The organism is Arthrobacter sp. Bi26, from assembly GCF_918697925.1.
In the GTDB taxonomy this organism is placed as follows: domain Bacteria; phylum Actinomycetota; class Actinomycetes; order Actinomycetales; family Micrococcaceae; genus Arthrobacter.
On sequence record NZ_CAKKMF010000118.1, the window covers coordinates 1 to 11,515 of the forward strand.

General features: G+C 66.2%; 14 protein-coding genes. 10 read left to right on the top strand and 4 right to left on the bottom strand.

Translation table 11 applies throughout. The annotated features are described in order from the left end of the window. Both LQV16_RS21205 and LQV16_RS21210 read left to right on the top strand, forming a co-directional pair. The coding region (locus tag LQV16_RS21205; RefSeq protein WP_229995833.1) for a dihydrolipoamide acetyltransferase family protein at positions 1-1,080 on the top strand (1,080 nt) is incomplete at its 5' end. A gap of 221 nt (positions 1,081-1,301) precedes the next feature. Further along, positions 1,302-2,213, top strand: a complete 912-nt coding sequence (locus tag LQV16_RS21210; RefSeq protein WP_229995834.1) for a DUF6602 domain-containing protein — start codon at positions 1,302-1,304, stop codon at positions 2,211-2,213. Here LQV16_RS21210 and LQV16_RS21215 read toward each other — a convergent pair. Continuing rightward, positions 2,131-2,451, bottom strand: coding sequence for a TMEM175 family protein (locus LQV16_RS21215; RefSeq protein ID WP_229995835.1), 321 nt, complete (start codon positions 2,449-2,451; stop codon positions 2,131-2,133). The genes LQV16_RS21210 and LQV16_RS21215 overlap by 83 nt on opposite strands. A gap of 246 nt (positions 2,452-2,697) precedes the next feature. Between LQV16_RS21215 and LQV16_RS21220 the strand changes: the two genes are divergently transcribed. The 4 genes from LQV16_RS21220 to LQV16_RS21230 all read left to right on the top strand — a co-directional run bounded on the left by LQV16_RS21220 (position 2,698) and on the right by LQV16_RS21230 (position 5,583). Further along, positions 2,698-3,513 (top strand): MBL fold metallo-hydrolase, encoded by an 816-nt coding sequence (locus tag LQV16_RS21220; protein WP_229995836.1) that lies wholly within the window; start codon positions 2,698-2,700, stop codon positions 3,511-3,513. A gap of 304 nt (positions 3,514-3,817) precedes the next feature. After that, positions 3,818-3,943, top strand: coding sequence for a hypothetical protein (locus tag LQV16_RS23610; RefSeq protein WP_290369410.1), 126 nt, complete (start codon positions 3,818-3,820; stop codon positions 3,941-3,943). Positions 3,944-4,041: 98 nt separating this feature from the next. Next, complete coding sequence (locus LQV16_RS21225; protein WP_229995837.1) at positions 4,042-4,185, top strand: hypothetical protein; 144 nt, start codon at positions 4,042-4,044, stop codon at positions 4,183-4,185. Between the two features lie 132 nt (positions 4,186-4,317). Continuing rightward, positions 4,318-5,583, top strand: a complete 1,266-nt coding sequence (locus LQV16_RS21230) for a MinD/ParA family protein (RefSeq protein WP_229995838.1) — start codon at positions 4,318-4,320, stop codon at positions 5,581-5,583. A 10-nt stretch (positions 5,584-5,593) separates the two neighbouring features. Here LQV16_RS21230 and LQV16_RS21235 read toward each other — a convergent pair whose 3' ends face one another. Both LQV16_RS21235 and LQV16_RS21240 read right to left on the bottom strand, forming a co-directional pair. After that, positions 5,594-6,490, bottom strand: coding sequence for a nucleotidyltransferase family protein (locus LQV16_RS21235; RefSeq protein WP_229995839.1), 897 nt, complete (start codon positions 6,488-6,490; stop codon positions 5,594-5,596). Beyond that, positions 6,490-6,786 (bottom strand): PqqD family protein, encoded by a 297-nt coding sequence (locus LQV16_RS21240; protein WP_229995840.1) that lies wholly within the window; start codon positions 6,784-6,786, stop codon positions 6,490-6,492. The genes LQV16_RS21235 and LQV16_RS21240 overlap by 1 nt, the downstream gene beginning before the upstream one ends. Positions 6,787-6,901: 115 nt before the next feature. On the opposite strand from LQV16_RS21240, the gene LQV16_RS21245 reads away from it, so the two are divergent. The 3 genes from LQV16_RS21245 to LQV16_RS21255 all read left to right on the top strand — a co-directional run bounded on the left by LQV16_RS21245 (position 6,902) and on the right by LQV16_RS21255 (position 9,604). Then, positions 6,902-7,636 carry a GAF and ANTAR domain-containing protein gene (locus LQV16_RS21245; protein WP_229995841.1) on the top strand — a complete coding sequence of 245 codons (735 nt, stop codon included), beginning with the start codon at positions 6,902-6,904 and terminating at the stop codon, positions 7,634-7,636. 36 nt (positions 7,637-7,672) lie between these two features. Continuing rightward, complete coding sequence (locus LQV16_RS21250) at positions 7,673-8,887, top strand: MFS transporter (RefSeq protein ID WP_229995842.1); 1,215 nt, start codon at positions 7,673-7,675, stop codon at positions 8,885-8,887. A 141-nt stretch (positions 8,888-9,028) separates the two neighbouring features. Continuing rightward, on the top strand, positions 9,029-9,604 hold the full coding sequence (locus tag LQV16_RS21255; protein ID WP_229995843.1) for a hypothetical protein: 576 nt from the start codon (positions 9,029-9,031) through the stop codon (positions 9,602-9,604). Positions 9,605-9,660: 56 nt separating this feature from the next. Here LQV16_RS21255 and LQV16_RS21260 read toward each other — a convergent pair whose 3' ends face one another. After that, on the bottom strand, positions 9,661-10,692 hold the full coding sequence (locus LQV16_RS21260) for a phosphatase PAP2 family protein (protein WP_229995844.1): 1,032 nt from the start codon (positions 10,690-10,692) through the stop codon (positions 9,661-9,663). Between the two features lie 356 nt (positions 10,693-11,048). On the opposite strand from LQV16_RS21260, the gene LQV16_RS21265 reads away from it, so the two are divergent. Beyond that, positions 11,049-11,515: hypothetical protein (locus LQV16_RS21265; protein WP_229995845.1), on the top strand; the 467-nt coding region annotated here is incomplete at its 3' end.

Sequence of the window (11,515 nt, forward strand, 5' to 3'; positions counted from 1 at the left end):
GTCCTGATCGGGTACGGCACTCCCGGCGGGCACGGGGTCGCCCGGCGGACCCGGGCTCCTAAACGGACCGCAATGGCTGAGTCTGCCAGCGGGGCGTCTGCTGCCGAGAAGGCTGCCGATGACCTGGTGCTGCTGCGGACCCGGGTGCCCGGGAAACTGGGGGCGGTTATTTCTCCGCTGGTTCGCCGGATGGCGCGCGATCATGGGGTTGATTTGGGGGAACTCCAAGGGTCGGGGGCCAGCGGGCTCATCATGCGGCGCGACGTGGAAGCCGTCATCAAGCCGTCACCGGTGGCGGAGCGCCCGGCGGCGGAGCCTGCCGCGCCGGCCTCGGCGACCGGCACCGACGCACGCACCGGGCTCGGCATATCCGGACGCACAGCGGTCCGGGGAGTCCGCAAAGCGGTCGCCGCGAACATGACGCGCAGCCGCTCCGAGATCCCGGAAGCCACGGTGTGGGTGGACGTGGACGCCACGGCGCTCGTGGAGATGCGTGCCGCGCTGAAGAAGGCGGACCCGCACAACACCCCGGGCCTGCTGGCTTTCATCGCCCGGTTTGTCACCGCTGGGCTGAAGAAGTTCCCGGAGCTGAACACCAGGATCGTCACCACCGAGGACACCGCCGGCGGCGCCATGCAGGAGATTGTGGCCTTCGACGGCGTCAATCTCGGTTTCGCGGCACAGACTGACCGCGGACTGATGGTGCCGTCGGTGCGGAACGCGGACAAGCTCAGCGCCCGCGAGCTGGACGCCGAGATCCGCCGCCTCACCGCCGTCGTCCGGGAGGGCAAGGCGACCCCGGCGGAGCTGGGCAGTGGCACGTTCACGCTGAACAACTACGGGGTGTTCGGCGTTGACGGTTCCGCCGCGATCATTAACCACCCCGAAGTGGGGATCCTCGGCGTCGGGCGGATCATCGACAAACCCTGGGTGGTCAACGGCGAGCTCGCGGTCCGCAAGGTCACCGAACTGACCCTGACGTTCGACCACCGGGTGTGCGACGGCGGCACGGCCGGCGGTTTCCTGCGCTACGTCGCCGACGCGATCGAGAATCCCGGGTCGGCGCTCGCGGACATGTGAGGTGGGCGGGGCCGTCCGAACCGATCCCATCTAGCCTCCCGATGACTGAACGGGAAGCCAAGGTTGCTTGGATGCAACGGGTGGTTGAAGCCGCCCTTGCGAACTGTCGGTCGTTGTGGCATGCGGACAGGGCGGGATTTCTGTCACGGCCGGCCGGGGCGCTTAACCGGTCTTATCGAGCCCTTTTCAGCCTAGGCCGGCCTGTCCCGTTAGATAGAGCCATGGGACATGAACATCACCAGTGGCTGGAAGACGCCAGCGCAGACATCCAGCGTGATTACGAGCGGCTGTACAAGAAGGCGGCTGACTCAAAGAACACCCAGTTGGTCGGGCACGAGAACGAGGGGATATGGGACGAGTTTCTGAGGAATTGGCTGCCCCCGCAGTATGAGGTCGCGACTCGCAAGTACATCGTCGGCACGGCGGACGCGGACATACAGCCGTTCGAAACGGATCTCATAGTCTTTCACCCCGGCTATCCCAGGAAGCTCCGGCAGAAGACCCGCGTCCTGGCCGCTGGCGTGGCAGCGGCGTTTTCGACAAAGCTAACCATCCGAGCTTCCGGACTGGAGGAGGCCGCACAACAGAGCGCGGCCCTTCAGAGGGCGCTTATCCCGACGAGAGGTCGCGCCCGCTTGGAGCTATGGAAGCCGTACGTTTTCGGTATCCTCGCGGCTTCGCATCCGTGGAAAAAGGACGCGTCGACCCCTTCGGAAAATGTGCTGAACGCCATCGTGAGCAATGACAAAAAGTACGCGAACCACCCCGCCGAATGCCTTGACCTAGTTTGCATAGCCGATCTTGGAACGTGGGCCAAGTCCACAAGCTACGACGAATCTTTAAGAGAGATTCCAGAGAGTCTGCGAACGACTCACTTTGAGGTGAGAGCAGACCCGGGCAACACGCTTAGCGTATTTCTGTCGGCGCTGTACGAGCACCTGTCCTGGGCAAATGAGGACATGAAGGGCATGGCGAATAGCTTCGTCGTAACGAACGAGCAGATCACAGGTCGGGGCATGTCCCGAGGGTGGGACCCATCCGAGGCGCTAACTAAGGATGCGCACGCCAGGCTCCGCCATGGCGAACCTTTCTCGCGTAATGGTCTTGACTCTTGGCGGCAAGGAGTACTGTGAACCCAAGCGGTTGAGGAGGTAGCCCTGTACTTGCGGGCATGCGGATTATCGAGAAGATCAAGCAGGGATGTGCCGATATGCAGCACACTCGCATCCTCGACACTCCGGTAAGCAACTGTGGCCAGGCCGCAAGCAAGGCGTTGTCCAGCTGCTCCGCGGGGATGCCCTCGGGCAGTTTCAGGTCCAGGGCCAGGAGGGTCAGAGCGATGGCGAAGACGGCATCGCTGAAGAACACCATCCGCTCCAGGGAAGTACCGGCATTCAACGGGAGCCACCCCCAATCGTTTGGCGGAGCAACGGGCTCATGGACGGAAGTTGCCCACAGGCTACTCCGCGGTGCGGGCCAGGACGAGGGGCGTCCGGGCACACCGCCGCAGGGTCAGGACGGCCATGCCCTCCCGGAATTGCCAGCCGACACGGGTAGAATCGAGGCCAACACACCGCACCAACAACGCCGGAAAAGCGTCGGAATTACGGAGATTGAATGTCACGATGGCTCGAAGTCGGTCCGGACAACTACGTACTGACAACTCAAGGTTCCCTGCTCAACACGGGTCTGGTGGTCGGCACCGAGCGCGCCATGGTGATCGACACCGGCGGCGGCCCCCGCCAGGGCCGTGAGATCCTGACCGCTGTGCGGGAAAAGACCATGCTGCCGCTGGTGGTGGTCAACACGCACGCCCACTACGACCACTTCTTCGGCAATGCCGTCTTCGCGGACGACGGCGTCACGGAATTCTGGGCGCACGAGAACTGCGCCGCGGAAATCGAGGAGAACGGCGACGAGCAGCGCCGGCTCGTGGCCTCGGCGGAACCGGAAATGGCGGCCGGGCAGGGCTCCGATGCCGAGTTGGTGGTCCCGAACGCGATCGTAAAGGATCAGCCGGTCCTGGTGGATCTCGGCGGACAGACCGTCACCTTGTTCTATCTGGGCCGCGGCCACACCGACGGCGACCTCCTGGTCGGCGCCGCCAGCACCCTCTACGCCGGCGACCTCGTGGAACAGGGTTCCCACCCCTCTTTCGAGGACTCATTCCCGGAAGACTGGGCCGACGCCCTCCGGCACTTGTCCGCGCTGCGGCACCGCTACGAATACCTGATTCCCGGCCACGGCGAACCGTGCTCGGACCAGTTCGTCAAGACCATGGCCAACACCATGACCACCGCGGTCCGGCAGGCAATTCAGGCCACCCGGGAAACCCCGGACGACGCAACCAAGGCCATCCCGATCCTGCCGTACGGCCCCGAGCAGTCGCGCTGGTTCATCAAGCGCCTGCAGGACACGCGGGCCCACCGCTAGGGCTGGCGGGCTCAGGCGCCGGATGGACAACGCCGGTAGCCTGTGAGTAATCTCATCTCGGTCCCTTTCCGTGGACCAACTCTCGCCCAGCGACCAGCTTGCCCAAGGATGGGGATCCGAGGCGCTCGCGTCAAAATGATGTCGCTAGCTCTCAGGAGGTCTCACCTGTGACTTTGCCCGGCTATGTCCTTGCGCTGTGCATTTTGCTGGGGAGCCTCGTGTTGCTCTCCGCCGTGTTCTACGGGCTACTTCGCCTCAGGCGGCGCAGACAAGGGCCCGCCTCCGTTCCCCAGCGCCAGGAGTCATGACAGTGCCGTACGTCGACATCAACCCCCACCGCAACAGGCCGAAATGGTGGGCCTACGTGGGCCTGGTGCTCTTGGCGGCAGCCACCGCCTGCGTGGTCTGTGTGGCGCTTGCAGCTTTGTAACTACGGCCGGACCGTTGCCGCCTGCGGAGCTGGCTCGATTGGCGAAATAATCGCTTGACCTGCCCTAACTGAAACATTGCGCATGTAGCATCACCGGCATGGGGACAAACAAGGGCGGGTACCAGGCCAGGGATTCCAAACGCGAGACCCGGAGGAAGCGTCTCCACGCGCTGGCATATGTGGGGCTCGCAGTTCTGGCCACCGCTACAGCCGTAGTGGTGGTGTTGGCGCTGCAGCGGTGAGTCCGCCAAGAAACCAGGCCGCGCGCTGCCCGTTGGTCCGTCGCTGAGCACCTCCGGGCCTAGACTTGCTGTTTGGACCAATTCAAACAAGCAACGCAGGGGCCTGCGCTGTGATCCCTGGGGGGAACAAACATGTCCAAACCCGTGGACACCAAAACTGCCAACGACGCCGTGGACTCAGAGCAGCCGGACCTCCGGCGCCGGCGTGACCGCCGCGGCGACGACTCCGATGCCTGGACAGGAACCATGCCCATTATTTCGAGCAGCCAGGCAGAACAGCGCCCGACGGCCCCCAGCACTTCCTGGGCCGAGGCCGCCGCTGCAGCCGACGCTCCCGCGCAGACCCAGCCTGCGAAACCGTCCCAGAATCCCGTCCGGAAGCCGCCGGCCCCCGAGGCCGCCCCTGCCGTGCCGGCCCAACCGACCCGTTCCACACGCTCGGCCAGCCGTACAGCGGCCCTGGCCGACGGCCCGCTGCCTGACTTCATCAGTTCCCCGGGCCTCTTTGTCCGCGAGCAGAAGCCCCGGCCCGTGGGCGGGTTCCGCGGCGGTCTTTACAAGCTGACCGGGCTGAACCTGGGCCCGAGCGCGAGACAACGTGAAGAGGACGAACTGGCCCGGCGCATCTCCCGCCAGCTCCAGGGCAGCTACAACACGGCCGTCCTGAGCCTCAAGGGCGGCATCGGCAAGACCTCCACCACGGTGGGCGTCGGCCTGACCCTGGCCGAGTTCCGCGGCGATCCGCCGTGCGCGATCGACGCCAACCCCGATTCCGGCGACCTCGTGGAGCGCGCCCTCGGCGAGGGCATCTACCAGCAGCAGAGCCCGCGGACCATCACGGACCTGCTCGAGAACATCGAGTCTGTCGATTCCCTCACCGCCTTGGCCCGCTACATGCACCACGCCGGCAGGCTCCACCTCATTGCCGGTGAGCAGGACCCCGAGGTGTCGGATTCACTGACGGCCGAGGAATACCTTCGGATCCGCAAGCTCATCTCCGCCTACTACTCGGTGGCGCTGATCGACTGCGGCACAGGCGTGACGCACAATGCCATGAGCGGCATCCTGCAATCGGCGGACAACCTGATCATCGCGGCCGGCTACGCCGTCAGCGGCGCCAAACGGGCCCGCAGCACGCTGCACTGGCTGGCCAGCCACGGCTATGAGGACCTGGCCCGCAACGCGATCGTGGTCATCACGGACAAGGACGAGGTCTCGACGCGGGTGGACAAGGATGCGATCGAGGAGCACCTGTCCGGCATCTGCCGCCAGCTGATCGCGGTTCCGCACGACCGCGGGGTGGCCGACGGCGACCTTGTCACCTTGGATGTGCTGCGCCCGGAAACGCGCCGCGCGTACCGGGAGATTGCCGCAGCCATTGTGGACGGCTACGTCTAGGGGAAGATCGCTATCGGCGGCGTGAAGCCTTGGTCTTCCGGGCTGCTGCCGGAAGGCCAGCCAGCCCGCGGCGCCAGCGCGAAACGTGGGTCCTGAAAAGCCCGGAGATGGAGTCGTCAAGGTATAGGTCGCGCTCCCGTAATGTTTGACGCGAGGGAAAGACCGCGCGGGCCAGCACCAGCGGCTTAACCCGCCAGGGGCTTTCGATGAGCGAGACCAGATAGGCCGTTCCGGGGCCCTGTGCGGAAGTGCGGTGGCGCCACTCCTCACTGACAGTTCCCTGTAGGGCCGGCAGATCGGCTATGCCCAAGTCGGCAAGGAGCGGTTGCAGCGCCGCCGTCGCTTGCAGCTCGACGCTGAGATCCACCAAGTCCTGGTGCATGCTGACATCCACCCGCTGGAGCAGCCCTGAGTACTCGCGTTGATGGCGGGGATCATCCATGGCGCGCAGGCTGTGCAGTGCCTGAAAAATCACCGCCGCAGGGATGGAAGGAACGGGCACTGGCCTGGCCGCCATGACCAGGTAGTGCCTGTCGCGCCAGAGCGCGTCGAAGGCACTGCCGGGTGAGGCCTCCATCCCGGGAAACCTGTCGTGCACGTCGATGTCGCAGTTCCACTGCGGGTGATACAGCGTGCGGGAGTGCGAGTACCGGCGCACGACTGTCACGCCGGATGGCCGTTCGAGCCAGCCTCTTCCGCCCAGGAGGTCTACCATTCTGTCCAGATCTTCCGGGCGGACCAGGACGTCCACGTCCGCGGAGACGTGATGTCCGCGGAGTCCCATCATTGTGGTCCCGGGACCCTTGATGAAAAGCACGTGGAGGCCGCCTGACGCTGCCACATAGTCCACCAGGGCTGTGGCCAGGAGGACGGCTTCATCTTGGTGCAGGGTCTCTGCGCCGCCCATCAGCTGGCACCTTCGTCTCGAGGAGACGAAGTGATCGTTCCGGTGCTGCTCAAGGTGTGGATCAAGCCCATCACATCCCCGTGGATGGTCCGGGCCTCAGTGGCGTATTCGTGGGCAAGGAACTCGATGAGCTCCTTCTCGGTCCTGGTCCCATCCAGCGCATTCCAGACGGACGCGGCCGTCCCGGCCAGGATGACCGGCACGTGTTGCTCAAGATGCAGGACGGCGACGCGGCCGCCGTCGGCACTGTGGACGCAGGCGACATCGGAACTGACGCGCCATACCTGTTCAGTCATGAGACCTCCGCCGACACTAGAGAGGCCATGAAGCATCACGCGGGCCTTCGCAAGGCTTCATGCTACCGCGCAGCAGGCAAGTTGTTTCGCGCCGGTGACCGACTTAGATTTAGGCATGACCAACAACGCCGGGGACGAAGCCGCCCTGCAACTGCAGGACCTCCTGATGGGAACCCAGAACGTCGAGGACTTCCTGGGCCGGCTCGCTGAATTCTCGGCCGCCACACTCAGCAAGGCCGCCGGCGCGGAGATCGAATGCGGCGTGACGCTGCAGCGCCGGAAGAAGACCATGACTGTGGCGGGGAGCAGCCCCCGGGCGGTCATCCTGGACCGCATCGAGCAAAGCCTCGGCGACGGCCCGTGCATCGCGGCGCTGCGGACCAAGTCCGTGGTTCTTTTGGCCGACGTCGATACCGATCCGCGCTGGCCGGAGTACCAGCGGCAGCTCGCGGCCCATGGCTGCCGCAGCACCCTTGGCGTACCCCTGGAAATCGGCGAGGACGCGGCCGCGGCCCTGAACTTCTTCGGCTCTGACACCGGGATATTCACCGAGGCAATCATCACCGAGGCCTCCGGCTTTGCCGATCTCGCCGGCCGCTCCCTCCGCCTGGCCGTCCGGATCGGCACCGCGCAGTCCCGGGCCGAGGACCTGCAGGCCGCCATGGAGCACCGCACCTCCATCGATCTGGCCTGCGGGGTGATCATGGCCCAGAACCGCTGCTCCCAGGACGAGGCCATGGGCATCCTTACCAGGGTGTCCAGCAATCGGAACCAGAAGCTCCGCGACGTCGCGGCCGAAGTCCTGCGGACTCTCACCAGCGGGGAAGTCCACACGCACTTCGACGCCTGAGCTCACCGGCGCGCCGCCCGCCCTAGGATGAAGGGGATGACCACCACACAGACCGCACCCTTCAGCCTCCGCAGCATCGCCGTCCCAGCCTTCGGCCCGGCCCTGCTGTTCTGCATCGGCGAGGGCGCCATCCTGCCCGTGGTGGCACTGTCCGCCCGTGACCTCGGCGCCTCGGTGGCCGTCGCCGCGCTGGTGGTCACCCTGATCGGTCTGGGCTCCTGGTTCTTCAACCTCCCCGCCTCTCTCATCACGCTGAAGTTCGGCGAACGCTGGGCCATAGTCGGGGCCGCGGCGGCCAGCGCCGTCGCCCTCGCCGCCGCGGCACTGGCTCCGCTAGTTCCTGACGGCCTCTGGCTGCTCGCGGCGGCCATGGTGGTGGTCGGCATGGCCGCGAGCGTCTTCAGCCTGGCTCGGCAGAAGTACCTGACCGAAGCGGTACCCGTGATCCTCCGGGCACGGGCCCTGTCCACGCTCGGCGGCGTCAACCGGATCGGCATCTTCATCGGACCCTTCATCGGCGCAGCCGTGATGCAGTTCGCCGGGATCACCGGCGCCTACTGGGTAGGCGTCGTCGCCATGACCGCGGCCGCACTCTTGTCGGTGACCATCCCGGACCTCGTGGCCACGCCCGCAGCTGACGACGGCGTCCCCGTCCAGCAGGCGACGCTGCGCAGCGTCGCCGTGTCCCACGCCGGGGTCTTCCTGAGCGTCGGCATGGGGGTGCTGCTGCTCAGTGCGCTGCGTGCGTCCCGGCAGGTGGTGATCCCGCTCTGGGCCGAGCACCTCGGGATGGACGCCACGCAGGCATCCCTGATCTACGGGCTGTCCGGCGCCATCGACATGCTGGTCTTTTATCCGGCCGGCAAGCTGATGGACCGCAAGGGCCGGCAATGGGTGGCGATACCGTCAACCCTCATCATGGGCACGGCGATGGTGCTGATCCCGCTCAGCACCGGCTTCGCGGGCCTGCTGCTCGCGGCCCTCCTGATCGGCTTCGGCAACGGCATCAGTTCGGGCCTGAACATGACGCTGGGGGCCGACTTCTCACCCGACAACGGCCGCGGCCAGTTCCTGGGCATCTGGCGTTTCATGGCCGACGCCGGGGCCACCGGAGGTCCGGTGCTGCTTTCCGGCGTGACCGCCGTGGCCTCGCTCGGGGCGGGCGTGGCTGCCACCGGCGGGCTTGGCTTCGCTGCCGCCGCAGTCTTCGCCGTCACCATTCCCCGGCTCAAACACCGCCGGAACTACTGAGCACTGCCGGGCCCAGAGCGACAAGCAGGTAGCGACTACTCGGGTGCCTGCTAAGCGGACTTAGTAAGGTCGGGCCTGTGCGCCGGTGCATCGAGACCGGCCATGCGTGGGGCGGCACGAGCGCCCCGTCAGGGTACGCCCGTGATTTTTGGCAGCGCATGGTCTCCGCCCGGATGGGTGATGCGTTTCGACGCAATGTATGAGGAGATGCTCATGTTCGGAAAACCGTCCCGCTGGTTCGCGCCCCTGGCTGCAACAGCAGCCCTGCTTCTGGCCGCTTCGCCCGCGGGTGCAACTGTCACCCGACCGCCCAACCCACCGGATTTTGTTGTTTCGGCCGATCTAGCGTGCGGCTTTGATCTGGGCGTCTCCGGCACGGGCGGCAAGATTACACGGATTGACTTCAAGAACGGCAACTTCTTTCAGGTTGGCAAGGGAGTCATCCTCACGTATACCAACATGAGCAACGGGAAGACATACAGGGTAAACACGGCCGGAACCGTGGCCAGATTCACCCAAAACACGAACGGAACCTGGACCTTCAGCGCCGCAGGCCACTTTGGGTTTATCTTCTTTCCGACAGATGCGCCCGGGGCCGGGGCCTTCCAGTACACCGGACAGTTGAGGCTTACCATTGACTCGCCCAACACCGTGAACGTGCTCTCTGTGGACGCCAGCGGGGGCAAAGCCGTGGACATCTGCGCACGCCTCAGGTAGCCATCCCAGGATCCCCCGTAGGCCCGGGCACGCCACCCGGGCCTACGTGCGCCGCGCTACCGTTCCTGGCGCAGGGGCGCGCCCCGGCGTCGTACCGCATGGCCGAACAGCCAAATGCCAGCCACGGTGGCGAGGTAGCCGGCGATCACGATCAGCGAGGTCCCGGCCCAGAAGTAGGTAGTGGTGCTTCCTTCCTGTCCCGCGCCTGAGGTGACGATCAGGAGCGAAAAGGCGGCCACAGCCGCGGCGGCGAGTGCTGCCAGCAGCGGCAGCGTCAGCCACAGCCGGGCGGAGGCCCAGTGTGCTCCGTATCCGTCCCAGACGTTCCAGCGTGGACCGGTACGGATGATCAGCCAGCCGGCCGGGAGCATAAACACGGCCACGACGAGGAACGCCGCGACGACGTCGGCCGGACGGTGCCACTGGTTGATCAGGGTGGACACCCCGGTGGCGACGGCGAAGCTGCCGCCCAGGAAGCCTGCCAGAGGCCGCCAGCGCGGCGAGACCATGAGGAACACGGCGGCCGCGGCCGAGGCGGCCATGGTGGTGTGGCCGGACGGCAGCGAGTTCAGCTCCAGCGTCTCGACTCCGCGGTACGGCCGGACGGGCACGAGGTCCTTGAGGATCTGGGTGGCCACGTTGGCGCCCACGCAGGCCGCGACGGCTATCCCGGCCGCGGCCCAGCGCCGCCGCAGGATGGTGACAAAAACGACCACGATCGACGCGATCACCACAGAGAGCGCCGGCAGCCAGTCAAGGAGCTTTGTCGCGGCTTTGCCCGCCGTGCCGCTCATGGCCACGGCCTCAACCAGCGCCGATTCGTCGATGAACTGTCCCGTGGTGGTGCGGACAAAGAAGAAGTAGGTGGCGGCCAGCGCAGCGGCACAGGCAACCGTGGCCAGCACGAACAAAGTGGCCGTGCCCTTGCCAGGGGACCACTCCGCCTGGGGATCACGCGTTCTGCCGGCCTGCGTCTTTGGCGCCCGGGTGGGTGGCGCCTGAGTTTTAAGCACCTGCGTTTCCGGGATCTGCGCCTCAGGGACTCGGGCAGACGGGTCCCATGGGGTACGTTCCTGCCGAAAAGTCATGCCATTAAGGCTCCCACAGAACCCTGCACGCCACCTGATTGGCCCGGCGCGCGGCGTGGGGAGTAGTGACCGGACAAATAGCCGAGTACCCGCTACTCGTGCCGCGCAGGAACAGGCTTCATAGAGTCGACAGTGCCGGCGCGGCACGTCCCCGGCAATACGCTCCTTGAGCGGGGCCGGCTGAGACGAGTTTCCTGGTCCAGGAAACTCACCCCCAGTCGACGCCGGCCCAATCAAGGACCCCAGAGACGCGCAGCCGCATCCCTGCCTGGGGTCGATGAACAACTCCTTGCCGGCGCCCAGCCCGCGGCCGCGTCGGTCGCCTGGAGCCAGACCCGGTATGGGAGGATGTTCCGGTGACTTCCCGCGACCCCGCACAGCTCCGCCGCCCACGCGGCCGCCGGTACGTGGGGCTGGCTGTGGCGGTTTTGCCGCTGCTGATGGGTATATCTGCGTGCTCTGCCCCTTCTCCGAGTACGCCCTCCGGCTCGGTGAGCGAGGCGCCGGCATCGGCTGAGATGGCATCGGCTGTCCCGTCCCAGGTAACGGCGGCGACGTCGCCGTCCGGTTCCGCAACTGCTGCTGCCTCCGGTGTTCCTCGTGCTGTGGAAGCGGCCCTGCAGACCCTGCTCGCGTCATCGCCGCAGCCGAGCCGGGAGCAAATCCGCAAGAGCCTTTCCGCGGCCGGCTTTGCCCCGGCCGCTGTGGAGGTTTCAGCGTCCCGTACGCCCACGGGACTGGCCGCCGACGCCGTGGAGGTTGGCGTGCTGAGCGGTACTGACTGTGTGATGGCGCAGCTCCGGTCCGGAACTGTGGAATCGTC

Bases quoted from the DNA above. Each gene is read 5' to 3' on its own strand.
- LQV16_RS21215 (WP_229995835.1), bottom strand. From the start codon at position 2,451: ATGGTGTTCTTCAGCGATGCCGTCTTCGCCATCGCTCTGACCCTCCTG.
- LQV16_RS21260 (WP_229995844.1), bottom strand. From the start codon at position 10,692: ATGACTTTTCGGCAGGAACGTACCCCATGGGACCCGTCTGCCCGAGTC.
- LQV16_RS21210 (WP_229995834.1), top strand. From the start codon at position 1,302: ATGGGACATGAACATCACCAGTGGCTGGAAGACGCCAGCGCAGACATC.
- LQV16_RS21245 (WP_229995841.1), top strand. From the start codon at position 6,902: ATGACCAACAACGCCGGGGACGAAGCCGCCCTGCAACTGCAGGACCTC.
- LQV16_RS21250 (WP_229995842.1), top strand. From the start codon at position 7,673: ATGACCACCACACAGACCGCACCCTTCAGCCTCCGCAGCATCGCCGTC.
- LQV16_RS21225 (WP_229995837.1), top strand. From the start codon at position 4,042: ATGGGGACAAACAAGGGCGGGTACCAGGCCAGGGATTCCAAACGCGAG.
- LQV16_RS21230 (WP_229995838.1), top strand. From the start codon at position 4,318: ATGTCCAAACCCGTGGACACCAAAACTGCCAACGACGCCGTGGACTCA.
- LQV16_RS21240 (WP_229995840.1), bottom strand. From the start codon at position 6,786: ATGACTGAACAGGTATGGCGCGTCAGTTCCGATGTCGCCTGCGTCCAC.
- LQV16_RS21235 (WP_229995839.1), bottom strand. From the start codon at position 6,490: ATGGGCGGCGCAGAGACCCTGCACCAAGATGAAGCCGTCCTCCTGGCC.
- LQV16_RS21220 (WP_229995836.1), top strand. From the start codon at position 2,698: ATGTCACGATGGCTCGAAGTCGGTCCGGACAACTACGTACTGACAACT.
- LQV16_RS23610 (WP_290369410.1), top strand. From the start codon at position 3,818: ATGACAGTGCCGTACGTCGACATCAACCCCCACCGCAACAGGCCGAAA.